The organism is Halococcus qingdaonensis, assembly GCF_024508235.1.
Classification (GTDB): Archaea; Halobacteriota; Halobacteria; order Halobacteriales; family Halococcaceae; genus Halococcus; species Halococcus qingdaonensis.
On record NZ_CP101943.1, the window covers coordinates 2,251,729 to 2,274,162 of the forward strand.

General features: G+C 65.3%; 25 protein-coding genes. 11 read left to right on the forward strand and 14 right to left on the reverse strand.

Features of this window, described 5'->3' with window-relative positions; genetic code table 11:
- Positions 1 to 6: 6 nt before the first annotated feature.
- Positions 7 to 924 (forward strand): DUF6414 family protein, encoded by a 918-nt coding sequence (locus tag NO363_RS11630; protein ID WP_256685283.1) that lies wholly within the window; start codon positions 7 to 9, stop codon positions 922 to 924.
- A gap of 141 nt (positions 925 to 1,065) precedes the next feature.
- Here NO363_RS11630 and NO363_RS11635 read toward each other — a convergent pair whose 3' ends face one another.
- From NO363_RS11635 to NO363_RS11655, 5 genes are all read right to left on the reverse strand, one after another.
- Positions 1,066 to 1,614 (reverse strand): KH domain-containing protein, encoded by a 549-nt coding sequence (locus NO363_RS11635; RefSeq protein WP_256685285.1) that lies wholly within the window; start codon positions 1,612 to 1,614, stop codon positions 1,066 to 1,068.
- A 45-nt stretch (positions 1,615 to 1,659) separates the two neighbouring features.
- Positions 1,660 to 2,148: a GNAT family N-acetyltransferase gene (locus tag NO363_RS11640; protein WP_256685288.1), complete on the reverse strand. Its 489-nt coding sequence runs from the start codon at positions 2,146 to 2,148 to the stop codon at positions 1,660 to 1,662.
- 25 nt (positions 2,149 to 2,173) lie between these two features.
- The gene (gene rio1 / locus NO363_RS11645) at positions 2,174 to 3,025 is read right to left on the reverse strand and encodes a serine/threonine-protein kinase Rio1 (RefSeq protein WP_256685290.1); all 852 of its coding nucleotides are present in this window, start codon (positions 3,023 to 3,025) and stop codon (positions 2,174 to 2,176) included.
- Positions 3,026 to 3,127: 102 nt separating this feature from the next.
- A complete protein-coding gene (gene eif1A / locus NO363_RS11650; protein ID WP_256685292.1) occupies positions 3,128 to 3,415 on the reverse strand; it encodes a translation initiation factor eIF-1A in 288 nt (95 codons plus the stop codon).
- Between the two features lie 43 nt (positions 3,416 to 3,458).
- Complete coding sequence (locus NO363_RS11655) at positions 3,459 to 3,995, reverse strand: hypothetical protein (RefSeq protein WP_256685294.1); 537 nt, start codon at positions 3,993 to 3,995, stop codon at positions 3,459 to 3,461.
- A 199-nt stretch (positions 3,996 to 4,194) separates the two neighbouring features.
- Between NO363_RS11655 and NO363_RS11660 the strand changes: the two genes are divergently transcribed.
- Positions 4,195 to 5,262, forward strand: coding sequence for a zinc-dependent alcohol dehydrogenase family protein (locus NO363_RS11660; RefSeq protein ID WP_256685296.1), 1,068 nt, complete (start codon positions 4,195 to 4,197; stop codon positions 5,260 to 5,262).
- Between the two features lie 69 nt (positions 5,263 to 5,331).
- Positions 5,332 to 5,520 carry a DUF7470 family protein gene (locus NO363_RS11665; protein ID WP_004054505.1) on the forward strand — a complete coding sequence of 63 codons (189 nt, stop codon included), beginning with the start codon at positions 5,332 to 5,334 and terminating at the stop codon, positions 5,518 to 5,520.
- A 98-nt stretch (positions 5,521 to 5,618) separates the two neighbouring features.
- Here the strand turns inward: NO363_RS11665 and NO363_RS11670 are convergent, their stop codons facing one another.
- The 4 genes from NO363_RS11670 to NO363_RS11685 form a co-directional block, all read right to left on the reverse strand.
- Positions 5,619 to 7,634 (reverse strand): DUF460 domain-containing protein, encoded by a 2,016-nt coding sequence (locus NO363_RS11670; protein WP_370525559.1) that lies wholly within the window; start codon positions 7,632 to 7,634, stop codon positions 5,619 to 5,621.
- Between the two features lie 117 nt (positions 7,635 to 7,751).
- A complete protein-coding gene (locus tag NO363_RS11675) occupies positions 7,752 to 8,429 on the reverse strand; it encodes a carbonic anhydrase (protein ID WP_256685300.1) in 678 nt (225 codons plus the stop codon).
- Positions 8,430 to 8,459: 30 nt separating this feature from the next.
- Entirely contained in the window at positions 8,460 to 9,377 is a 918-nt protein-coding gene (gene rnz, locus NO363_RS11680; protein WP_256685302.1) for a ribonuclease Z, read from the reverse strand.
- A 621-nt stretch (positions 9,378 to 9,998) separates the two neighbouring features.
- The gene (locus tag NO363_RS11685; protein WP_256685304.1) at positions 9,999 to 10,829 is read right to left on the reverse strand and encodes an IS5 family transposase; all 831 of its coding nucleotides are present in this window, start codon (positions 10,827 to 10,829) and stop codon (positions 9,999 to 10,001) included.
- Positions 10,830 to 10,927: 98 nt separating this feature from the next.
- Between NO363_RS11685 and NO363_RS11690 the strand changes: the two genes are divergently transcribed.
- A complete protein-coding gene (locus NO363_RS11690) occupies positions 10,928 to 11,350 on the forward strand; it encodes an SHOCT domain-containing protein (protein WP_256685306.1) in 423 nt (140 codons plus the stop codon).
- Between the two features lies 1 nt (position 11,351).
- Here NO363_RS11690 and NO363_RS11695 read toward each other — a convergent pair whose 3' ends face one another.
- Positions 11,352 to 12,065: a glycosyltransferase family 2 protein gene (locus NO363_RS11695; protein WP_256685308.1), complete on the reverse strand. Its 714-nt coding sequence runs from the start codon at positions 12,063 to 12,065 to the stop codon at positions 11,352 to 11,354.
- A 122-nt stretch (positions 12,066 to 12,187) separates the two neighbouring features.
- Here NO363_RS11695 and NO363_RS11700 point away from each other — a divergent pair, with 122 nt between their 5' ends.
- Together NO363_RS11700 and NO363_RS11705 are read left to right on the forward strand one after the other, a co-directional pair.
- Positions 12,188 to 13,348 carry a glycosyltransferase family 2 protein gene (locus tag NO363_RS11700; RefSeq protein ID WP_256685310.1) on the forward strand — a complete coding sequence of 387 codons (1,161 nt, stop codon included), beginning with the start codon at positions 12,188 to 12,190 and terminating at the stop codon, positions 13,346 to 13,348.
- Positions 13,349 to 13,410: 62 nt separating this feature from the next.
- Positions 13,411 to 14,679, forward strand: coding sequence for a glycoside hydrolase family 26 protein (locus NO363_RS11705; protein ID WP_256685312.1), 1,269 nt, complete (start codon positions 13,411 to 13,413; stop codon positions 14,677 to 14,679).
- Here NO363_RS11705 and NO363_RS11710 read toward each other — a convergent pair.
- Positions 14,676 to 15,641 (reverse strand): glycoside hydrolase family 26 protein, encoded by a 966-nt coding sequence (locus tag NO363_RS11710; protein ID WP_256685314.1) that lies wholly within the window; start codon positions 15,639 to 15,641, stop codon positions 14,676 to 14,678. The genes NO363_RS11705 and NO363_RS11710 overlap by 4 nt on opposite strands.
- A 35-nt stretch (positions 15,642 to 15,676) precedes the next feature.
- On the opposite strand from NO363_RS11710, the gene NO363_RS11715 reads away from it, so the two are divergent.
- Positions 15,677 to 16,903 (forward strand): DUF7282 domain-containing protein, encoded by a 1,227-nt coding sequence (locus tag NO363_RS11715; protein WP_256685315.1) that lies wholly within the window; start codon positions 15,677 to 15,679, stop codon positions 16,901 to 16,903.
- A 45-nt stretch (positions 16,904 to 16,948) separates the two neighbouring features.
- On the forward strand, positions 16,949 to 17,953 hold the full coding sequence (locus NO363_RS11720; RefSeq protein WP_256685316.1) for an AAA family ATPase: 1,005 nt from the start codon (positions 16,949 to 16,951) through the stop codon (positions 17,951 to 17,953).
- Here the strand turns inward: NO363_RS11720 and NO363_RS11725 are convergent.
- Positions 17,950 to 18,915, reverse strand: coding sequence for a methyltransferase domain-containing protein (locus NO363_RS11725; RefSeq protein ID WP_256685317.1), 966 nt, complete (start codon positions 18,913 to 18,915; stop codon positions 17,950 to 17,952). The two genes, NO363_RS11720 and NO363_RS11725, sit on opposite strands and share 4 nt — an antisense overlap.
- Positions 18,916 to 19,038: 123 nt before the next feature.
- Between NO363_RS11725 and NO363_RS11730 the strand changes: the two genes are divergently transcribed.
- Positions 19,039 to 19,608: a TATA-box-binding protein gene (locus tag NO363_RS11730; protein WP_004054531.1), complete on the forward strand. Its 570-nt coding sequence runs from the start codon at positions 19,039 to 19,041 to the stop codon at positions 19,606 to 19,608.
- On the opposite strand, the gene NO363_RS11735 is transcribed toward NO363_RS11730, so the two are convergent.
- A complete protein-coding gene (locus tag NO363_RS11735) occupies positions 19,609 to 19,779 on the reverse strand; it encodes a hypothetical protein (protein WP_256685318.1) in 171 nt (56 codons plus the stop codon).
- Between the two features lie 102 nt (positions 19,780 to 19,881).
- Between NO363_RS11735 and NO363_RS11740 the strand changes: the two genes are divergently transcribed.
- The gene (locus NO363_RS11740; protein ID WP_256685319.1) at positions 19,882 to 20,256 is read left to right on the forward strand and encodes a DUF7473 family protein; all 375 of its coding nucleotides are present in this window, start codon (positions 19,882 to 19,884) and stop codon (positions 20,254 to 20,256) included.
- Here NO363_RS11740 and hisG read toward each other — a convergent pair.
- Positions 20,253 to 21,098: an ATP phosphoribosyltransferase gene (hisG, locus tag NO363_RS11745; RefSeq protein ID WP_256685320.1), complete on the reverse strand. Its 846-nt coding sequence runs from the start codon at positions 21,096 to 21,098 to the stop codon at positions 20,253 to 20,255. The two genes, NO363_RS11740 and hisG, sit on opposite strands and share 4 nt — an antisense overlap.
- Positions 21,099 to 21,179: 81 nt before the next feature.
- Between hisG and NO363_RS11750 the strand changes: the two genes are divergently transcribed.
- Complete coding sequence (locus NO363_RS11750; RefSeq protein WP_256685321.1) at positions 21,180 to 22,403, forward strand: FAD-dependent oxidoreductase; 1,224 nt, start codon at positions 21,180 to 21,182, stop codon at positions 22,401 to 22,403.
- The last annotated feature ends 31 nt before the right edge of the window (positions 22,404 to 22,434 follow it).

The following is a 22,434-nucleotide window of genomic DNA, read 5'->3' on the forward strand; positions in this document are numbered from 1 at the left end:
TCATGTATGGCCTCGGAGAAATCTCCAAGCGGTGAACTTCGTGAACTTATTTACATAGATAACGAAAGTGTGAACGGACATCTATCCTCAATGGGTGTTGGATTAGAAACAGGAATTGACGAGTCGTCTGGTAGCGTCGAAGGCGGACGGGCACGTTTCTTCGGGAATATCAACGTTCCTGGGCTGCCTCTCGGATTAGGGGGTGAAGGGGAGAAGTACAATGAGGAAACGGAAGACATTCAAAAACAAATCGACATCACAGTCCCGTATCGACTGCAAACCTTGCGTGAGGTGATTGAGACATCTGAGTCGACCATCAAGAATCCAGACGAAGAAGGAGTTGGACCTGGTGATGTGGTTGAAGTTACAGGAACTGTAGAGCCAATGTCTCTATTCCGATTTGAACTCACTGAAGATGTGATAATACGCATAAACGAAGCCACAAATATAATGACAGATGCATTAGCTGAAATTCGCGGTGTATCTCCCAATGAATTGGCGGAGGAGGATCAAGATGCTGAAGAAGATGATGGAAATGTAGTCGGTAATGAAGCATTCCTAGAAGCTTCAAAGAAACTCAACAACAAGCGTGTACCGATAAGGATAGACACGGAGGGCGGAAACTCATTTGGCGCACTGCTAAACCGAAAGAGCATGACTGTTCCAGAAACACATGCTTTCTCGCGGCCACGAAAATATACAATATTTGCCCGTGTTGAACGGCGAATTGGTAATAATGAAAGTTGGGAGCCTACAGATACACTTCGATTGGGCAAACACTTTACAAATATGACAGAGGAGTTGGAAGATTTTTCAGATGATCTAAAGTCTGCCGCAGCAGGTCATGGTGTCAAGATGGATGATAAACACGTGAATATGGATGGTCCTGGGAAGATTGTTCATCCTATCGCTGTGTATTGGTGAGCATAGCAGAACAACGCTTGCTACGCCAGTTTAGCACCAAGGAGATGACTGCTTGTGTGAATTTGAACTATAGCTTCGCCTGCACTTTCATATCAACTACCTTTTTTGTTCTGTCCTCCTGTGTAAGAAAGGTATGACCGACTAAGTTGTGTATTGGTGGTACTCCATGCCGGGACTCTTCAGTTCGTTGTGCTTGCGTTCGAGGTACGAGTAGACCGAACCGTGGGGCGCGCCATCCAGAATCATCTCGACGGCGTTTCTGACGACCTCGATTTCCTCGGGCGTGCCGATCGCTCCCACAGTGCTGCCGTAGATGACGACCGACGCGCCCGAGAGCTCGGCCATCAGCTCGCGCGTCCGGCCGTTCTCGCCGATGAGGCGGCCCTTCTTGCGCGTGAGATCGGTCTCGTTGCGCGTGGCCGCCTCGATATCGATGAGTTCGAGCAGCATCATCTCGTCGTCGAGCAGTGTCAGCGCGTCTTCGGGAGCGAACCCACGGCCGATGGCCCGCACGATGTCGGGACCCTTCAGCCCCTGCACCGGGTCCTCGACCGATTCGACGCCGACCGAACCGGTCTCGGAGTCGATGTCGAGACGAACGCCCGCACGGTCCTCGATGTCGCGCATCGTCGCGCCGCCCTCGCCGATGAGGACGCCGATGCGGTCCTGCGGAATCGTCACGTGTCGCATAATCGTCCTACGAAACCCGGCGATTTCAACTCTTCGCACCCCGCGTCAGACGTCGCGGTAGTAGACGTACTCGACGAGCGTCTGCGAGCCGATCTCGCGCTCGCGCTCACTGATGCGCTCGAAGCCGCGCGATTCGTAGAAGGAGACCCCGACGGCGTTCTCGGCGAGTACCTCGACGCGCAGTCGACGGCTGCCGAGGTCCGAGAGGCGGTCGCGAACGGCGTCGAGCAGCGCCGTCCCGAGCCCGTCGTTCCAGCGGTCGGGATCGACGTAGATGGCATAGAGCTGTGCTTCCTCGTTGGCGGTCGGCGCGGCGCTCGCATAGCCGGCGATCCCGTCCGCTTCGGCGACCAGATAGACGTTTTCGGAGGCGGTGATCGGGCCTTCGAGTTCGTCGGCCGCATACCAGTCGTCGAGGATGGTTTCGACGGCACCCTCGCTCAGGAACGCGTACGTTTCCCGCCAGCCGCGGCGTGCGACGCGCTGAATCCCGGGGATGTCGTCGACGGTCGCCGCTCGAACTGTCGGTGCCATACCGGACGAACGCCGCCCGTGGTAATCAGTCTTCGCGCGCGGCCGTCACGTCCGCGAGCAGCGACTCGCCGTCAGTGTCGAGCCCCTGTCGGGCGAAGAAGCTCGCCACGTTCTCGCAGTCGCGTTCGAGGAACTCCCGACTGTTGGGATGGTGGACCGTCACTGCCTGCCCGAGATCGAGCACCCATAACTGCGAGTCGTGGACGAGAATGTTGTACTCCGAGAGATCGCCGTGGACCAGCCCTGCACCGTACAGTCGACGCATATATTCGACGATGACTTCGTAAGCGGTATCGGGGTTTTCGAGCTGCAGCTCAGAGAGGCGTCTGGCGCGCTCGCCGTCCGTGCCGAGGAACTCCATCACGAGGGCGTTGCGCTCGACGGCGATCGGCTCCGGAACGCGCAGTCCCGCCCGTTTGGCCCGCTTGAGGTTGGCGAACTCCTTTCGTGTCCACGCGAGCACGACCGCCTTTTTCTTGCCACCGATCTCATCGAAGCGCGGGTCGCCCTCCAGATACCGGCGCATCTGTGTGAAGTCACTCGCGTTGATGCGGTAGATCTTCACCGCGACGTCGCAGTCGCCGGCGCTTGCGAGGAAGACGTGCGCCTCCTTGCCCGTGGAGATCGGCCCGCCGAGTGCGTCGATGTGGCCGTCCTGGACGAGCTTGTAGAGCGCGCCGAGCGTCGCTTCGTCGAAGACGCCGCCCTCGACCTTGAACTGGTCGGCGTCCTTGATGCGCTCGCGGAACTTCGCGAACTCGCGGTCCTGCGTGCGGGCGGTGCGGTCGGCCTCGGTGTCGGTGACGTCGAGGTTCTCCCATTCGTCGCCCGGCGCGTCGGTCGCCTCCTCGTCGAGCAGGCCATACTCGTCGCTCACGCGCGATCGGCCTCCACACGGCACGTAGCCGGCACGAGAGGAATGCGACGAGCGAGAATCGAGGGTGTGCGATCGACACCGGACGGATGGAAACGAACCACGCTAGCCCTGGACGTGACCCTCCTCGCGCAATCGATCGGCGTCGGCTTTGTCGTAGCGCCACTCGACGTCGGCCTTCTCGTCCTGCCAGTCCCACGGCGAGACGAGCACGACGTCGTCCTCGCGAATCCAGACGCGCTTTTGCATCCGGCCCGGGATCCGTGCGGTGCGGTCGGTGCCGTCCATACACCGGACCTCGATCCTGTTGGCTCCGAGCATGCCCGTGACGACGGCGAACAGTTCGTCCTCCTGGGGCATCCGGAGACCTGTTTGACTGCCACCGTCGCTCATGGCCGCCCTTCGACAGCGAGCGGTTTAAGTCTTCCAGCAGGGGCTACGACTCCATGATGAGCCCGTAGAGCAGGCCGACGAGCCCACCATAGAGTACCCACGCGAAAAAGCCCGCGAGCTGGAGGTTCGGGATCGCTACCTGCTCGACGCCGATGACGAACGCGAGCCAGAGCGGGATGAACAGCACGTAGACGACCAGCCAGATGGCGGCCCCGTAGATGAGCCCGAGCGCGTTCGTCGTCACGGTGAGCGCCGAGCGCTGGAGCAGGGGCACCAGGATTTCCTTGAGAACCTCGTTGCGCCGCGAGAGGGAGATCACTCGGGTGACGAAGCCGTTGATCGATCGGGAGACGAGCCGGACGAACGACAACGTGAACAGTGTGCTCAGAACGAACAGCACCGCCCAGCTGACGTTGTACTCCGGCCGAGCGACGAGCGCGCCGAACTGGAGAACCCCGCCCCGGCCGAGACCCGCCTGCAGGACGAGCCCGACGAGGATCGCGCCGACGAAACTCCCCGCGATCACCGCCAGTATTCCGTCGCCGCTCATGCGCGTTTGCGAGCCGGTGTCGGTCGCCATGTCATAGTCTCACCATCGTCGATGAAAAGCGTTCCTCCGCAGGTGACGGGCGATTTTTATACCGTACGTCCATGGACCCTCGGACAGCACCGTGTTCACGGAGCGCACTCGTCAGGGATCATAACTACGCAACCGTCGTGAACCGGTCTATGACATTCCCTACCAATGATTTAAGATGCTGCCACGGCATGGAACCACGATGCGCGCTGTCGTCTTCCAAGGACCCGAAGAACCGATGGAGATCGAGGAGATCGATCGTCCCGAACCCGATGCCGACGGGATCGTCGTCGAGACCGAGGCCTGCGGGGTCTGTCGGTCGGACTGGCACGCCTGGAAGGGCGACTGGGACTGGATCGGGCTGATGATGCGCCCCGGACTGGTCTTCGGCCACGAACCCGTCGGCACGGTCGTCGAGGTCGGCGATGACGTCGAGCGCATCCGGGAGGGCGATCGCGTCACCAACCCGTTCAACACGAGCGACGGCACCTGCGTCCACTGCCGAGCAGGGAGAGCGAACATCTGCGAGCGATCGGTGCCGATGGGCTTTCTCGATTTCCAGCAGGGGGCCTACGCCGAGGAGTACCCCGTCCGCGTCGCCGATCAGAACGCCATCAAGGTTCCCGACGGCCTCGATTCGGTCGACGTCGCCGGGCTGGGCTGTCGGTTCGCCACGGCGTTCCACGGGGTCGCCCACAAGGTCGACGTGGACCCCGGCGACTGGGTCGCGGTCCACGGCTGTGGCGGCGTCGGGCTCTCCGCGATCCACGTCGCCGACGCGCTCGGCGCGAACGTCATCGGTATCGACCTCAATCGAGAGGCGCTCGACAAAGCCGAGGAGCTCGGCGCGGCCGAGGTCGTGAAGGCCGACGAGGTGAAGGACGTTCCACAGCAGGTCAAGGGGTTCACCGCGTCGAGTCGCGGCGTCGAGGTGAGCGTCGATGCGCTGGGTATCGCCGAGACCTGCCGGAACTCCGTCAACAGCCTGATGGCGGGCGGTCAACACCTCCAGATCGGGCTGACGACTTCGGAGGAGGGCGGCGAGGTCTCGCTGCCCGTGGACACGATGGTCCAGGACGAGCGCGAGTTCTACGGCTCTTACGGGATGCCGCCCCACGAGTACGACGAGATGTTCCGGATGATCGACCACGGAACGATCGATCCTGGACGGATCGTCACCGAGACCATCCCGCTCGAAGAGGTGCCCGAGAAAGTCGCCGCCTTCGGCGACTACGACAACGTCGGCATCCCGGTCTGCAACGAATTCTGAGCGATCCACGAAGGATCGGCGACCGCCGCGAGTCATCGTGCTTAACTCGCCGACGACGGATGGGCCAGTATGCTCGACAAACTGGGACTCGCCGGCATCGTCGGTGTTCTCTGCTGTCTCGGCGGGTTGGCCGTCATCGCGTACGTCGCGCCGGTCGTCGCCGGCGGGCTGGCGCTCGTCCTGATCGGTCTCGTGCTCGTCGTGCGTAGCCTCCTCTCCGGAATGCTCTCGGCCTTTGGAATGGACGGAATGATCTAGTCGCTCTCGCCGCGGTCTTCTCGCGGGCGACGCCCGCTCGAACCGCCCGAGGCGTCCTCAGAAGTGCAACGCACTTCTGATGGGCTGCGAGAATCGCTTCACGATTCTCGAACGCTCCGTACCTCGCTGTCGGCTCGATGTTCGCTGATGAGCTTGTCGACCATCTCGCCGGTCTGGGATTTCCGGCGCTCGTCTGCACGGTCGCGCCAGCCGTCGATGGCGTCCTCGACCTCGTTTTCGCGCGCGACCGCGAGATCGTCGAGTTCCTCGATCGTCACCTCCTCGGCGGGTGCGGTCGGCACCTCGTTCTCGAACAGGATTTCGCGGGCGACCTCCGAGAGACCACCCGATTTGAGTACGAGGCGTGGCTCGCGCTCGACGAGGGTTTCGGCGGTCGAACGGCCCGCACCGCTCGCATCGCGCAGGTAGACGACGTCGCCGGGTGCGAGCTCCCAGCGCTCGTCGGCCGCCCGGAGCGCGCTCGTGGTGAACTTTTCTACTGGTTTGACGGGGACGAGCCCCTGTCTCTTCTCGGCGACGTCGGCGAAGTTCGAGTGGTCGAGCCGCCAGAGTTCTTTCAATCTATCGAGCTTCGCCTCGATCTCCTGCGTCTCCTCGCGCTGTGCGTCGAGTTTCCGCTCTAACTGTTCGTTTTCGCGCTCCAGTCTGTCGACCTCGCGGCGCTCCCTGGCCTCGCGGCGTTCCTCGCGCCGTGCGTCCGTGAGTTCGCGCTCGTACTCGGCGATTGTCTCGTCCTTTTCCTCGATCGTCGCTTCGAGGTCGTCGACGTGCGAATCGAGGCGCTCGACACGCGCTTCGAGGTCTTTGATGCGCTGTTCCTCGGCGGTGAGTTCGCGCGGCTCGTGGGTCTCCTCGCTCTCCTCGGCACCATCGTCGTCGGCGAGATCCTCCAGGACCCCTTCGACCGGCTCCTCGCCGGCGACCACGCGCGCGATGACGGTCCCGGTCTCGATCCGTGGCGGCACCTTCCCCGCGATGCGCTCGAAGGTGTCCTCGTAATCGTCGAACGCGTGGAAGGCGGCCGCCAGCGCGTCGCGCTCGTGGTCGTTGTCGTACCCCTCCTCGCGGGTGCGGTGTTGTTTCTCGTCGATGGGCAGATCGTGCTCGGGGATCCAGCCCGCCGCCGAGAAGCTCCGGCGAATCTTCTCCACCGTGGAGGGCATCGGCTCGACGTCCGCGGCGATCACCACTGGCCGACCACGCTCGATGATCCACTCGGTGACGGCGGCCGTATCGGCGGTTCTGGTGCTCAGCACGTCCAACACCTGTCCGTCGAGTCCGACGATGGCGACGGCCGTGGTCGTCCCGGGGTCGATGCCGACGAGCACGTGATCGCGGCGCTTGGCGAGCGGGCGGAACTCGATCCCATCGCGCCTGACGCGCTCGATCTCCACCCTGGTGTCGCCCGAGCGGTTCCGCGAGACGGGGATGTCCGATGGGCGCGCCTCGACGGTGAAGACGGCATTCGCGTAGCCACCGTATTTCTCCGTTTCGTCCATCGTGTAGTCGAGTCCCGCCTCGTCGAGCGCGGTGGCGACATCGCGGGCGCGGCGCTTGACCGATCCGTGGATCCGGCGCGTGAAGCGGTCCTCCGACCAGCCACCGCTGCCCGTCGAACGCCCGCGTGCGACCTTCACCTCGGTCGTGTCGGTGAACGCCGAGACTTCGTAGCCTACGTTGGCGGCGGCGAGGCGGGCGGCGGCCTCGGCCTCCTTCATCGGCTTCTTGCCGTAGGGAACTCCATGGCGGTTCGCCACCCGCGAGAGGGGTTCGGGCTGCTCGTCGCCGGTGACCTGGACCAGTTTGGTCTCGTCGGGTAGACTGCCCAGAAAGCGGACGAGGTGGTCCTTGTCGGTCGCGAGCTCGTAGACGTTGTCGGTGGCGAGGATGGCCGGCTCCTCGCGATCGACGAGCCGTTGGAGTTTGCGATGCGAGACGACATCGCGGTCGAAGTTCTCGCCGTCGAACGCCACGACGGCGTAGGAGGGCGCGTCACCGCGGACGTCCCCGCTCTGGACGTCGACGCCGAACACCACCGCATCGAGCGCGCTGATGCGACTACTCACGCCGATCGATAGGGCGGCTGTCGGCATAAAACCACGGCGGAAGCGTGGATGTGAACGACCGCCGTGACGTAAACGAATCCGCGGATCGGCTCAACGTTTTAGCCACAGCAGCGGCAATCGTCCGAAGATCGAGGAGCTATCGGGTCACAACAGCGAACGCACGGCGATCTCGTCATCGTCATCGATCCGTCCGCGGAGCGCCGCGGGGTCGGTCTCGCCGTCGGCAGCGACGAGGTAGGTGCGGCCCGGTGCGTCGCCGTAGGTTTCGTGGAAATCGTAGACGAACCCGAGGACGAGCGTGTCGTCGGGGATTTCGTCGCTTGCGTCGAGGAAAGCGACCTGCTCACGGACGTTGTACTCGACGAGCCGGTCGACGACGTCCTCGTCGTCCGTGACGCCGCTATCGAGCGCGTCTTCGACGATGGGCACGAGCGGTTCGACGCGCTTTCTGATGCCCGGTTCGTCGGGCAGAGCCCCATCGGTGGCAGCCCCGTAGGCGGCGGTGACGGCACCGCAGCCGGTGTGGCCGACGACGGCGATCGTGCGCGTATCGGTGTTGGCGACGGGATAGAGGAGGTTACCGTCGACTGTCGAGGGGTCCTCCGCGTCCCACGCGACGTTGCCGATGTTCGCGGGCGTGAACAGCCAACCCGGCCCCTCGACGCTCCACATGGCCTCCTGTGAGACCCGCGAGTCCGCACAGCACAGCGAGACCACGGGGGGCGATTGGCCGTCGAGCACGTCGTCGAAGTAGTCGTCCGAGAGTTGTTCGACGTGGTCGCGGTTGCGGGCCAGCAGTTCGGCGGCTGTCGCATTCGGCATGTCCGAGCCACGATGCTCGCCGGGAAAACATTATCCGTCGGGATAGGGGATCTCGATGTCGTCGCCGTCGTCGGGAAGGAAGGCGTCGTCGAAGATCTCGCGCGCTTCGGCCGCGAGTCGGTCGCTCTCGCCGGCGTAGCGCGAGGAGACGTGCGTGAGCGCGAGGCGTTTTGCGCCGGCGCGAGTGGCGAGTTCGGCGGCCTGCCGCGCGGTCGAGTGGCCGGTTTTCCCGGCGCGTTCCGACCGGTCCTCGCCGAAGGTCGCTTCGTGGACTAGCAGATCGGCGTCGTCGGCGGCCTCGACGGTCGCAGCCGTGGGCCGGGTGTCGCCGGTGTAGACGATACGCCGTCCGGGACGGGGCGGTCCCACGACTTGATCGGGTTCGATCACGGTACCGTCGTCGAGTTCGACCGCGTTCCCCTCGTGGAGCTCCGAGAACAGCGGGCCCGCCGGAACGCCGAGCTCCTCGGCGCGTTCGCGATCGAATCGTCCCTTCCGATCGTCCTCGACGAGTGCGTAACCCACCGATCGAGTTCGATGGTCGGTCTCGAAGGCACGCACCTCGTACTCTTCGTCGCGGAGCGCGACGCCGCCCGGCTGTACCTCGTGGACTCGGATGGGGTAACCGGGGCGCGCGCCGGTGACGCCGACGAGGTTTTCGACCGCCGATTTGGTTCCGGGGGGCGTGTGGATGGCCAGCGCCTCCTCGCGATCGTTGAAATCGAAGGTCTGGCAGAGTCCCGGGAGTCCGAGCACGTGATCGCCGTGGAGATGACTCAAGAAGACGTGCGAGACCGAGAAGCCGGTACCGAAGCGCATCATCTGGCGCTGGGTGCCCTCGCCGCAGTCGAAGAGGAGGCGCTCGCCCTCGCGGCGAACCATGAGGGCGCTCGTGTTGCGCCGGGTCGTCGGGACTGCGCCACCTGTCCCGAGAAACGTCATCTGCATACCTCGCCTCGCCGGTCCGCCGGGATAGCCGCTTCGGAACCCCCGCGGATGCGGTTGCGGAGTGGTCGGCGCGCGCTCGCGCTCGTGTGTGAACGAAGTGAGCACCGAACGCGAACACTGCGCGAGGTCTGCACGAGCACAGCGAGTGCAGGCTCGTCAGAGCTTGGCTCTGACGGTGGATGAGCGAGTGACGTGAGCAGAGCGAACGGAACGAGCGAATCGGTTGGGGAGGTACGTGGGCGGTTGCGGTGCAGTAGTGGAAAACGACCGTCCGCGCGAACGGGGCAAGGTTCGACCGACGGGAGAACCTCGAAAGCGAACGGCGAACGCAGTGAGCCGTGAGCAGTGAGCGCGGTTCACCGCGAGCGCCGCAGGCGCGAGCGGCTCTTTTTAGTCCACCGGAAGAGCGGAGCTCTTCCGAGTCTTCGTTCGCTTTCGGCTCACGAAGACAGGTTTTTGCGACCAGCGAGGGACCGAAGGTCCCTCGTGCCGTGCGAACGGGCACTTCGCGCCCGTGAGCAGAGAGTGGTCGGCGAACGAAATGAGTCGACCCGAGGAATAAAAAGTGAGGTGGGTTTTTGTTCTCCAGGGCTCTATTGAATCCGCAGAGGGCGGCGGGATTCACGGTTTGAGAGCCAATTCGAGGTTGTAGACCGCAGCGGTGAGCGTTATCTCACGGAACTGGCGGTACCATGACCGCGCTCGGACGGCGGAGCCGTACGAGCGCTTGATCACCGAGTTCACGGTCTCACAGATCGAGCGCTGGTTGTAGAGTTCGTCTTCGATCCGCGCGTTGTGCGCGTGATCGTACGATGCGAAGACACGGTGTTTGATCAGCGGACGCACGTCTTCAGCACGTAACTCTTCACGGAAGCTCATGTCATCGTAGCCCTTGTCGGCGGCGAGGCTGAGCAGGTCGCCCGCGTTCCGCAGGGCGACCTGCGGGCCAACGTTCGTTCCGTTGGGCCACTTCGCACTGCAGTGGACGTCGATAACCGCGCCCTGCGCGGTATCGACGAGAAACGTCGCTTGTACGGTCTGTATATCCCGATCACACCGCTTGAGATAGTGGGTCGATGCTTCTCTGCGGTCGAAGTAGGTGGCATCGATGGCAGCGTGACCGGACTGATCGAGCAGCTCCGACGAGAGTCGGAGCAGCTCTCGCCAAACGGGCATCGGCGCTCGATCAAGGGACCTACACAGTGCGGATGGACCAATGAACTCGCCGCGCTCGAGGACGAGCGCGGCTCGTACGCGTTCCATCTCTTCGGCCCAATCGAGGACTTCGGTGAGTGTCGCGTCCATGTGTTCACGGAGAAAATGCAGGACAGCGTGCTTCCAGCCGGCAATTCCGTTGCCGGCGGGATGGCTGATCTGCATCAGCGCTGCATCAGTAAGTTTTCGTGCGATCGAGACGGCCTGTTTGACGAAGCGGAAGAGAATCTTCTGCACAAAGACTCCTCTTCCGCTTCATCTCAATCGTTCTGACGACTCACCCCGACGCCGTCGTCGGATTCAATAGAGCCGTTCTCCAGTCGAAACATAGGGGTATGAGTACCGTTCGCGAACGCGCCGCCGAGAACGCGACCGAGATCACGTCGTCGCTGATCGTCGGGCTCGGGCTGCTCGCACTGTTCACTGGCTGGTCGCCGATCCCGTTCTGGGTCATCTTCGCCGTCGGTTTCGCCGTCGTCGTGCCAACTGTTGCCAGACTCGCCGGCGAGGAGGAGCGATCGGACGAACGAAACGACCGAGATGGCCAGTGGAAGGGCAGCGAGCGTCGCCACGAGGAACCGTCGACAAAGGCCAATACGGAGGATGCACTCGAAACGTTGCGCGAGCGCTACGCGCGCGGTGATCTCACCGACGAGCAGTTCGAGCGCAAACTCGACGCGCTGCTCGAAACCGACAGTCCGGAGAACGCCGCCGACTGGCGGCATCGTGAACGCGACCGACTCGAAGAGGAATCGTAGGCTATCCGGCGGCGATCTCGGCGAGCCAGCCCGCGCGCTGGGCGATGCGGCGAACGGTTCCGAGGCGCGATTCGCCCCGAATCGGGGTGTTGAGCGACTGGCGAACAAGCCAGCCGAGCGATTTCCCGTCGAGTCGCCACCAGCGCACGTCCGCCCGGCCGAGCAGATAGGATTTCTCGATGTAGTCGGGCAGCGACTCGACGTACGTGTGCTCGATGAGCAGTTCGGGCACGTACTGGATGGAGTAGTCTTGTGCGATGCGCTCGGCGAGTTCCGACTCCTCGTGGCCCCAGCCGAACGTCTCCTCGTCGAAGCCACCCACCGATTCGAGGACTTCCTTTCGGATCGCCATGTTGCAACCCGGCAGCATGTCGGTGGGCTTGGTGTCGTCGCCCTGGTCGTACCAGGGAAGCTCGAGATCGGTGAATCGAGCGTCGTCGGGCTGTCGCACGCGCCCGGCGACGGCGGGGTAGGCGTCGAGCGCGACGCTCGCCGTCCGGAGATAGCCCGCGCAAGGGATCGAATCGTCGTCGAGGAAGACGAGTTTGTCGCCGCGTGCGCGCTCGATGCCGACGTTGCGCGCGTGGGCCGCCCCCTCGTCGCGGCGGACGAGCAGCTCGTAGTCGTCGAACGGATCGCGTGCGAGTCGCTCGACGGGGTCGATCGTCGCCCCCTCGGGCAGCGTCGTCGGGATGATGACGCTCACCTCGACCATTACTGGCCGGTCGGGAAGCCGCGGGAAAGCCCTTCCGAGTCGCCCCGCCCGACGATGAGAGATACTGTCGCGGAGAGCACAGTCAGCAACACTTAATGTATCGGCTGGCGTTCATAGTGGCAATGGCCGGACAGGTCGTCCCGGCGGTGCCGATGGTGCTTTCGGCTATCCTGTGGTTCGTCGTTCTCCTCTCGGTCTGTTCCGTGGCGTACTGGACGTATCTGATGATCATCGGGCGGCGCTACGAGTCGCCGCCGGTCGAACACGACCCGTCGGCGGTCCAGGTGCGACTGTTGACCGTCGACTCGGCACGCATCGTCCAGGAGAGCGTCGACGCGATCCCGGACTCGATCACCGATCGCCACGTTATCGCCGAGGAGCCGATGGAGATCGCCGGCGCGACCGTCCACGTCGTTCCCGATGCCTTCGAGTGCGAGGCGATCCGAAAGGGGCGCGCGCTCGAATGGGCGCGCCGCAACATCCCCTGCGAGCGCGAGTACGTGCTCTATCTCGACGAGGACAGCATCATGACCGACTTCACGGGGGTGCCCGACGCCGACGTCGTGCAGTATCGCGAGCGCCCGCGGCGCAGCGGCTCGTGGCTCACTTATCTCGCCGAGATCTTCCGTCTCGGATTCCAGGTCGAACAGCGCGCCTTCCCGTCGCTCTCCGTCCCGCTGTATGCGTGGGGCGGCGGCATCGCCATCAGAAACGGGCTCGAAGAGCACGTCACGTGGGAGACCTCGACGATGATCGAGGACACCACTTTCGTCTGGAACGCGGCCGCCGAGGGAAGCCTCGATTTCGCGCTCGCAACACCCAAGTTCGACACACAGGCACCGCCGACGATCCGTGCGATGATCAGCCAGCGCAGTCGCTGGCTCGCCGGCTCCCAACAGGAGAGCGGGCTGCTCGCGCCGGGCTACCGCCTGCTCACCACCGTTCGAAATCTCGCGTGGGCGCTCTCGCCGGCGGTCCCCTTCCTCACTCTCGTTCCGCTGTTCGTTCCTGGCACCGTCGCGTTCGAGACGGCATTTCAGATCGTCTCAGTGGGTGTGTTCAGTTTCGTGCTCGTCTGGTCGGTGCTCGGCGTGCGCTACTACGACGAGTCGTGGCTCGTCGGGCTGGCGCTGTTCGTCCTCTCACCGATCGTCAGCCTGCTACACTCGCTCGGTGCGTTCATCGGGCTCGTCTCGCCGCCGACGGATTTCTCGGTGACACGGAAGGTGAAACCGGAACTCGTCGAGCGTACGGAGGCCGAGCGCGAGGCCGAGGGCGACTGACGACCCGGCCATCGGCATAGCATAATGCTTAACAGAACCGCCGGCGACCGCCAAACCGATAGATGGATCGTCGGACTTTCCTCCGGACGGCCGGGCTGGTCGGCATCGCCGGCGCGAGCGGCTGCTCGCTGCCGTTCGACTCCTCGCCGCTCCCGAACGGGAGCGACGGCAACGGCTCGGGCGAGACGCCAGAGCTAACGCCGACGCCCGAGCCGCCGGACACCCGTTCGGGAGCGGCGCTGACGGGTGTCTATGCCGGTGGCGACGGACTCGTGGCGAACCTCGACAGCTACAGCAGTTGGCTCGGCCAGAAACCGGCGGTCGCGCTCGTCTTCGTCGACGCGTTCGGACCGACCAGCGCGAAGCGCGGGTTCGTCGAGGGAGCGCTGACGAACGTCTGGAAGGCGGGCCACGTGCCGCTGATCTCGTGGCAGCCGTTCGAGCCCCAGAAAAACCAGACCAGCGAGACGATCGAGCGGGAGATCGCGAACGGCGAGTACGACGACCAGATCGACGAGTGGGCCAGCCTGCTCGACAGTTGGGCGCACCCGCGCGGCGACAACACCCGCGGCCGGCGGTTCTACTTCCGGCCGGCCCACGAGATGAACGGCAACTGGTTCCCGTGGAGCGCGCTCGATGCGACCCGTGTCGAGGCGACTGCCGCCCCGGAAACGGACGACGGGGATGGCGAGGACCCGACGGCCGGCATCCCCGAGGACTACGTCGGGATGTGGCGGCAGCTCTACAAGCGGTTCTCCGAAACAAAACTCGACGAGTCGAACATCCAGTGGATCTGGTCGCCGAACGCCGACGAGATCGGCGGCATCCGCGCCGAGCGCTACTACCCCGGCGACGACTACGTCGACTGGGTGGGGCTCGACGGGTTCAACTTCGGCGGGAGCCAGCAGTATTCGACCGGGCAGTCGAACTGGCGCTCGCCCGCGGAGCTGTTCGATCCGATGTTGAACCGGATGCGCGAACTGACCGACAAGCCGGTGGCGCTCACGGAGTTCGCCTCCTCGTCGATCCCGAGTTCGGGCAACGGCCACGATCCCCAGCAGAAAGCCCAGTGGATCGACGACGCCTTCTCCTACGTCTCGGAGAACGACATCAAGATGACCTGCTGGTTCAACGTCGACAAGACGGGCCAGGACGAGACCGACTGGGCGGTGTTCGGCGGCTCGCGCGGCACCGATCAGGCCAGCGTCGGCGGCGAGCAGTATTCGTCCTACCAGAACTACAAGCAGGCGCTCTCGGCCGACAAATATCTCGCCGCGCTTCCGGACTACCCCCCACTGCTGACCGACGACGAGTTCGCCGGCAAGTTCTAAACGCCGCGGAAGGTCGCATCGTCGATCGGCGGGGCCGTGGGTTCGTGATCGGCAAGCGCCTCGCGATAGGCCGGATAGCACGCGTAGCCGTCGATGGTATCGGTGCCGTTTTTCCCATCGAATACTGCCCAATCGGTCTCCTTGTCCTCGTTGAACCAGCTGTACAGTTGCACGTACCCATCGAAGTAGTCGATCGCCGCGCGCAGCCAGTCGGCCTTCCGTGCCGGATCGTGACCGTCGGCCGTCAGCGACGAACAGCCGACCTCGGGCACGCAGAGTGGTTTATCGAAGCGACCGAGCCGTGTGAGCATGTCGTCGAACACCGCTGCCGGCGCGCGCCAGTCCGACCACTCCCGACTCTGCCCCCAGTTGAACCCATCCACTCCCACCCAGTCGACGTACTCCTCACCGGGATAACAGGCCTCGGCGGTATGCTCGCCGACGTCGGCGTGGTTAACACACCAGATCCACTGGCAGTGGTCGGCGTCGATCTCGCTGGCGAGCGCGTCGTGGACGTGTCGCCACATTTCGACGTAGTCGTCGGGCGTCGACTCGCCGACCGTCGGACTCCACGGATACCAGTCGCCGTTCATCTCGTGGGCGAGTCGGAGGTAGAGCCGACGATCGTCGGCGGTTCCCCATTTCCCGTCGGGGCCGGCCAGCCAGTCGGTCAGTCGGCCCGCCCAGTCGTCGAGATAGGCGTCGAAATCGCCGGCAGCGATCCGACGGGCGATGTCGGATTCGGTTTCGGCGGCGAGATACGGCTCCCAGGTGAGCAACGGCACGCGCCCGGCGTCCCAGATGCGAGGAAGGAGGCTCTCGAACAGGTGGTCGATCGCGTCGCGTCGCCACGGCGTGAACAGCGTCTGGACGGCGTGGCGCGTTCCGAGCCAGCGGTCCATCGCATCGACGACGGTCGTCCGCTCGGGATCGACGTAAACGCCCGACAGCGGAGATTTCACGGTCGGTCGCCTCGGCGGGACGGTCGGCATCGGCCATGGGACGGACGCTCGCCGGCCATATCGTCGTGTTTTTATTTGCGGCACGCATGAAGCTGCTGATTACACTCGGCCATCGCGTCGAGGAACAAATGAACACAGCCTATCGGAACAGCGTCCTCGTGGTCGTGCTACTCGCAGCGACGGCACTCGCGCCCGGTATCGCCGTCGGCATCGTCTCTCACCCGGTCGACGGTGACGTCTCCACACAGCAGAACGCGACCGACGCGAGCGCGAACGCGTCGGTAACGCTGGCGAACCAGACGCGTACCGGACGGTCGGTGTTCATCGACCGGGCGACGCTCCCCGAGGGCGGGTTCGTCGTGCTGTCGGAGGCCGGCGAGAACGGCAGCATCGTCGGCGTGAGTCTGCCGCTTTCGGCCGGCACGCATGAAGGAAAGGTGACGTTGCGCGGCGCTCCCGGGAACGACCTGAACCGGACGCGTCTCGGCACGAACACCACGCTCGTCGCCACACTCCACCGGGATTCGAACGACAACGGTCGCTTCGACGGGCTGCTCACGTCGGACGCCGACGAGCCGTACGGCAATGGCTCCGCGCCGGCGCGCGACCGCGCGACCGTCACGGTGGCCGACGGCGAGCGCCCGACGAACGCCTCCGTGACGCTGTCGAATCGGACGTCCGATGGAACGGCCGTCACCGTCGATCGGGCGACGCTCCCCGACGGCGGTTACGTCGCCGTTCACGAGGGTGGCTACAACGGCTCGAACGCGACCGAGACGCTCGTCGGCGCGACCGGTTACCTCGACGCCGGCAGCTACGAGAACGTCACCGTGACGCTCGATGGAGAGAACGACACTATCCCTGTCGACTCCGGGCACATCAGCGTGGTCGTCCACGAGGACACCGACGGCGACCGTGCGTTCCAGTACATGCCGTCGGACGGCGTCGAGGATCAGCCGGCGCGCGTGAACGGATCGCCGGTGGCCGATACGGCATCGCTCACCGTCGAGCGCCCATCGACGCCCACGCCGACCGCGACGGCAACCAGTTCGCCGACCGAGACGGAGCCGTCCACCACGGCGACGACGGAGCCCACAGCGACGGAGACACCAACGGCGACACCAGCGCAGGAGCCGGCCGACGAGAGCACACCCTATGGCGGCGAGAGCAGCGGTCGTGAGGGGATCCTCGACAACCCGCTCTTCCCGGTCATCATCGGGGTGTTCGCGCTGTTCGCCGTGCTCACGGTCGTCACGCGATAGCGCCGGACCGACCGATTCATCTTTCTCGCGGGCGAACCGCCGGCAATGGACGGGCCGCTGTGGACCGACGAACACGCACCGGCGCTCGCGGAACTCCCCCAGCCGGCCGTTCGCGAGTCGCTCGATCGGGCCGTCGCCGAGCCGCTGAACCTGATCCTGCACGGGCCGCCAGGAGCCGGCAAGACGGCCGCCGTGCGCGCGCTCGCCGACGAACTCCACACCGATCCCGACAACGACCTCGTCGAACTCAACGTCGCCGACTTCTTCGGGCGAACGAAAAAGGAGGTGAGCGAGGACCCGCGATTTTCGTCGTTCATCACTTCGAAACGCCGGCGTAACTCCTCGAAGGCCGATCTCATCAAACACGTCCTCTCGGAGTCGGCGAGCTACGCACCCGTCTCCGGCGAGTACAAGACGATCCTGCTCGACAACGCCGAGGCCATCCGCGAGGACTTCCAGCAGGCGCTCCGGCGGGTGATGGAGCGCCACCACGAGACGACGCAGTTCGTCGTCACGACGCGCCAGCCCTCGAAGCTCATCCCGCCGATCCGCTCGCGCTGTTTCTCGATCGCCGTGCGCGCGCCGACGGCCGACGAGATCGTGAGCGTGCTCGAACACATCGTCACCGAGGAAGGCGTCGACCACGACGCCGACGGGCTGGAGTACGTCGCGAACTACGCCGACGGCGATCTCCGACAGGCGATTCTCGGCGCACAGACCACCGCCGAAGCGGAGGACGAGATCACGATGGACGCGGCCTACGAAGCGCTCGGGAGCGTCGGCGACGACGATCGCATCGAGGGGATGATCACCGCGGCCGAGGACGGCGCGTTCCAGGACGCCAGAAAGACCCTCGACGACCTGCTCGTCGAGGAGGGGCTGAGCGGCGGGGAGCTGCTCGACGACGTGCTCCGCGTCGCGCGCTCGCGGTCGGTCGGCCCGCCGCCGGCCGAACTCCACCGGCTCGCCGGCGAGATCGACGTAGAACTCGCCGAGGGGACGAGCGACCGCCTCCATCTCTCGCATCTGCTCGCCGAGCTCGGCCGCTAACCGAGCACCGCGATATGGCGAACGAGCGAGCGGTGGACGCGCCGCTCGAAGCTGTCTTCGACGCTCCAGCCCGCAGCGCGCGCTTCGGCAGTCCAAGACCGATCACCGACGATCACGGCGCGCGCGGCGATCCGTCTCGCCTCGGCGAGCGCACCCGAAACGACCGCATCGAGCTCGCCCTCGATCTTCGACTGACGGCCGTAGGGCGCGTCGAAGACCACGGCGTCGGCCGCGTCGTCGCGAAGCGGGAGGCACGTCGCATCGGCCCGTGCAGTGGCGAACTCGTGTTCGTCGAGGAAGTGATCGAGGTTCGTCGCCGCACCGCGCGCCATCTTCGACTGGGCGTCGAACCCCACGACGCGAGCGCCGACGAGTCCCGCCTCGACGAGCACGCCGCCCGTCCCACACATCGGGTCCACGATCGTCGTCCCGGGACGTGCGCCGGCGATGTTCGCGAGTGCGCGCGCGAGCAGCGGGCTCATCGATCCCGGCTGGAAGAACGGTTTTTTCGTTGGTGCGCGCGCCCCGAACCCGCGCTCGCTCTCGGCAGTGAGCCAGCCCAGTGTGCAGGAGTCGTCGGCGAACAGCGCCCGCAGTTCGTGGTCGGGGTCGTCGAGATCGACGGCGTAGCCGCGATCGGTGAGCACGCCGCCGAGACGGCGCTCGGCGAGCTGAGTGTCGACGTCGGCCGTCCGGCGGACATCGCGTGCGCGGACCGCGACCGTCCCCTCGCGATCGAGCTCGGCATTGGCGAGTTCCCCGCGGGCACTCTCGATGGTGCCGTCGGTGCGTGCGAGAACCCGGCTCGCCCGGAGCGTGAACGCGAGGCTGGAGAGGCGCTCGGGGTCGATCCCATCGGCGAGCGCGAGACCCGACGCGAGCGGTTCGACCTCGCTCGCGGCGCTCGCGGCCTCGCGGGCGGCGAAGGGGTCGTCCTCACCGCCGAGTTCGAGGGCGTACACCCCCGTTCGTTCGGGGCTGCGGACATGTCGCTGTCGATCGCCGCCCGAACCGATCGGATTACGTACGTGTCAACCGAGAGCATCAACCTTTATAAGTCTTAAATACGAGTTTTAAGACGAGTCATGTCTGCCCAGGACCCGAAGGAGACCATCAACATCGAAAACGTCGTCGCGTCGACGGGTATCGGTCAGGAGCTCGATCTCCAGAGCGTGGCGATGGACTTGGAGGGTGCCGACTACGACCCCGAGCAGTTCCCCGGGCTGGTCTACCGCACCCAGGAGCCGAAATCGGCCGCCCTGATCTTCCGCTCGGGCAAGATCGTCTGCACGGGGGCGAAAAGCACCGCCGACGTCCACGAGAGCCTGGAGATCGTCTTCGACAAGCTCCGCGATCTCGAGATCCGCGTGGAGGAAGACCCCGAGATCGTCGTCCAGAACATCGTCACGAGCGCCGATCTCCAGAAAACGCTCAACCTGAACGCGATCGCGATCGGGCTGGGCCTCGAGAACATCGAGTACGAACCCGAGCAGTTCCCCGGACTCGTCTACCGCCTCGACGACCCCGAAGTGGTCGCGCTGCTGTTCGGTTCAGGCAAACTCGTCATCACCGGCGGCAAGGAGCCGGCCGACGCCGAACACGCCGTCGACAAGATCACCGATCGCCTCGACGAACTCGGGCTGCTCGACGGCTAGTTACTCCCGGAACGCCGGATCGATTATCTCGGCAACGGCGACCACGTTCGTCCCGCCACACTCCGGACAGCGCTCGCCGACGACCAGCGATCCACAGTCCGCACAGGCACGGCGCTCGCGGTCGCTACGCTCGGACTCCGATTCCCGCCTGAGATCGTCGGCCGACACCATATGTGAATGTTTGGCACGCAAGGAGAATACTGTTTCGGCCAAAACCGAACGTACTGCGTCGCGAAAGGCCAGACACAAATCGTGCGGGGGCGAACGGTCGGTATGACCGCGAGCGTTCTCGCACAGGTCAGTCCGGCGGCGGGCGGCCCGCTCGCCTACGCGGGCACCTTCCTGCTCGCCGCAGGCGTCTACTCGCTGACCGCCCACATCGCTGCGCGGAACGTCCTCGGCGACGTGCCGATCAAGCGGGCGCTGCTCGTCGGGCCGGCCCCGGCGGTCATCTCACTGTTGCTCCAGCAGTACGGCCCGCTGGCGTTCGTGCTCGCCGTTGCCGTCGATTTCGTGCTCATCCGCTACGTCTACCGGATCAAGGCCCGGACGACGGCGCTGGTCACGTTCATCCACATCGTCGTCAGCATCCTCGTGCTGTTCGTCGTGTTGAGCGCCTACCGGCTCGCCGGCACGGCACCGGTTTAGTCGACGAGGCGCTCGATTTCCGTCACAAGCACGCCGCTCGCACCGAGCGCTTTCGCCTCGTTGATCGTCTCGAAGACGTCGCGCTCGTCGACGACCGCGTGGACCGCGACGCTCTCCTCGCCCGCGACGTCCATCACCGTCGGCCCGCCGAGCCCGGGGATCACGTCCCGGATCTCGTCGAGTCGCTCCTCGGGCGCGTTCATCATCACGTAGCGCTTGCCCTCGGCCGAGAGCACCGAGCTGAGCGCCGTCTCGACCTCTCCGAGCTTTGGATCGTCGGCCGCGTCCGCGCGGGCGAACAGCCGGGCCGAGCTCGGGAGGACCTCCTCGATGATGTCGAGCCCGTTGACGCGGAGGGTCGTCCCCGTCGAGGTGATGTCGATGATGGCGTCGGCCATCTCGACGTGGGGCGTGAGTTCGGTCGCGCCCGAGACCTCGACGACGCCGGGATCGATCCCTCGATCGGCGAAGAACTCGCGGGCGATGTGTGGGAACTCCGTCGCCACGGTCTTGCCGGCGAGGTCCGAGACTGATTCCAAAGAGCCGTCCTTGGGTGCGGCGAGTACGAGCCGGCAGCGCCCGAAGCCGAGATCGAGACGTTCGTCGAGCTCGACGCCGGCCTCACGGACCTGATCGAGCCCGGTGACGCCCGCATCGGCCGCGCCGTCGGCGACGTATCCGGGGACGTCCGCGGCACGGACGAACAGGACCGTGACGTCGGGATCCACGGTCGAGGCGTACAGCTGGCGCTCGGCCCCGTTCTCGATGTGGAGGCCGGCGCGTTCGAGCAGACTCACGGTCGGGTCGTGCAGGCGACCCTTGCTGGGCACGGCGAGGCGCATACCGGCCTCGGGTGGTCGGCGATGAACTGCCTTTCGTTACCGGTGCGATAAAGTGATGCGTTCGCTGGCCCGAGAAACGGTGTGAACCGAGCGACCGACGTGCTCGTGATCGGCGGCGGCGCGACCGGGGCCGGCATCGCCCGTGATCTGGCGCTGCGCGGCGTCGACGTCACGCTCTGTGAACGGGGCGGACTCGCCGCCGGAACGACGGGCCGTTCGCACGGCGTGCTCCACAGCGGGGCACGCTACGCCGACTTCGATCCCGCCGGCGCGCGCGAGTGCATCGCCGAGAACCGGATCCTCAAGGATATCGCCGGCGCGTGCATCGACGACACGGGCGGGCTGTTCGTCCAGCTCGACGGCGACGATCCGGACTACTTCGACGAGAAGCTCGCCGGCTGTCGCGAGCAGGACATCGACGCCACAGTGCTGTCGGACGCGGACGCACGCGAAGCCGTGCCCGAGCTCTCGGAACGGACCGAGCGCGTCATTCGGGTTCCCGACGGCGTGATCTACCCCTCGCGACTCGTCGCGGCCACGGCCGCGAGTGCCCGCGAACACGGCGCGCGGATACTGCCGAACACGCCCGTCACCGATCTGCTGTGCGAGGACGGCGCGGTCGTCGGCGCACGCGTCGGCGGTGATGACGGAGAGGAGATCCGTGCCGATCACGTCGTCAACGCGGCCGGCGCGTGGGCCGAGGAACTCGCCGCACAAGCCGGCGTCGAGGTGGCGATGCGACCGACCACGGGGGTGATGGTCGCCGTCGATCACGCGGGAATCGAGCCGGTGCTCAATCGCTGTCGCCCGCCGAGCGACGGCGATATCGTGGTGCCCCACGGCTCGCAGGCGGTGCTCGGCACGACGAGCGTCGACGTCGACGATCCCGACGACTACGACACCGACCGCGAGGAGATCGACCGGATGGTCCGCGAGTGCGCCGCGATGGTGCCCGCCCTCGAAGAGGACGAGATCTCGCGGGCGTACTGGGGCGTCAGGCCGCTGTACGCACCGGACGAGGCCGAACGTGACGAGTCGCGCTCGATCTCGCGCGGGTTCTTCCTGCTCGATCACTCGCGCGACGGCGTCGACGGGTTCACGAGCATCGTCGGCGGCAAGCTCACCACCCACCGGCGGATGGCCGAAGCCGTCACCGATCACGTCTGCGGCGAACTCGGCGTTTCGGGCACGTGTCGCACGGACGAGGAGCGACTGCCGGGCCACGACGATCCCGAGAAACTCGACGCACTCGTCGCCGAGTTCGGTGCGGACTCGCCGGCCGATCGTGACGTGACCGGTGCCTGAGGGGCGGGACGAACCCGTAGATTCACGCCGC

Bases quoted from the DNA above. Each gene is read 5' to 3' on its own strand.
- NO363_RS11655 (WP_256685294.1), bottom strand. From the start codon at position 3,995: ATGGCGACCGACACCGGCTCGCAAACGCGCATGAGCGGCGACGGAATA.
- hisG (WP_256685320.1), bottom strand. From the start codon at position 21,098: ATGCGCCTCGCCGTGCCCAGCAAGGGTCGCCTGCACGACCCGACCGTG.
- NO363_RS11720 (WP_256685316.1), top strand. From the start codon at position 16,949: ATGGACGGGCCGCTGTGGACCGACGAACACGCACCGGCGCTCGCGGAA.
- NO363_RS11715 (WP_256685315.1), top strand. From the start codon at position 15,677: ATGGGACGGACGCTCGCCGGCCATATCGTCGTGTTTTTATTTGCGGCA.
- rnz (WP_256685302.1), bottom strand. From the start codon at position 9,377: ATGCAGATGACGTTTCTCGGGACAGGTGGCGCAGTCCCGACGACCCGG.
- NO363_RS11640 (WP_256685288.1), bottom strand. From the start codon at position 2,148: ATGGCACCGACAGTTCGAGCGGCGACCGTCGACGACATCCCCGGGATT.
- NO363_RS11635 (WP_256685285.1), bottom strand. From the start codon at position 1,614: ATGCGACACGTGACGATTCCGCAGGACCGCATCGGCGTCCTCATCGGC.
- NO363_RS11675 (WP_256685300.1), bottom strand. From the start codon at position 8,429: ATGCCGAATGCGACAGCCGCCGAACTGCTGGCCCGCAACCGCGACCAC.
- NO363_RS11630 (WP_256685283.1), top strand. From the start codon at position 7: ATGGCCTCGGAGAAATCTCCAAGCGGTGAACTTCGTGAACTTATTTAC.
- NO363_RS11670 (WP_370525559.1), bottom strand. From the start codon at position 7,634: ATGCCGACAGCCGCCCTATCGATCGGCGTGAGTAGTCGCATCAGCGCG.
- NO363_RS11730 (WP_004054531.1), top strand. From the start codon at position 19,039: ATGTCTGCCCAGGACCCGAAGGAGACCATCAACATCGAAAACGTCGTC.
- NO363_RS11695 (WP_256685308.1), bottom strand. From the start codon at position 12,065: ATGGTCGAGGTGAGCGTCATCATCCCGACGACGCTGCCCGAGGGGGCG.
- NO363_RS11735 (WP_256685318.1), bottom strand. From the start codon at position 19,779: ATGGTGTCGGCCGACGATCTCAGGCGGGAATCGGAGTCCGAGCGTAGC.
- NO363_RS11660 (WP_256685296.1), top strand. From the start codon at position 4,195: ATGCGCGCTGTCGTCTTCCAAGGACCCGAAGAACCGATGGAGATCGAG.
- eif1A (WP_256685292.1), bottom strand. From the start codon at position 3,415: ATGAGCGACGGTGGCAGTCAAACAGGTCTCCGGATGCCCCAGGAGGAC.
- NO363_RS11740 (WP_256685319.1), top strand. From the start codon at position 19,882: ATGACCGCGAGCGTTCTCGCACAGGTCAGTCCGGCGGCGGGCGGCCCG.
- NO363_RS11705 (WP_256685312.1), top strand. From the start codon at position 13,411: ATGGATCGTCGGACTTTCCTCCGGACGGCCGGGCTGGTCGGCATCGCC.
- NO363_RS11665 (WP_004054505.1), top strand. From the start codon at position 5,332: ATGCTCGACAAACTGGGACTCGCCGGCATCGTCGGTGTTCTCTGCTGT.
- NO363_RS11690 (WP_256685306.1), top strand. From the start codon at position 10,928: ATGAGTACCGTTCGCGAACGCGCCGCCGAGAACGCGACCGAGATCACG.
- NO363_RS11700 (WP_256685310.1), top strand. From the start codon at position 12,188: ATGGCCGGACAGGTCGTCCCGGCGGTGCCGATGGTGCTTTCGGCTATC.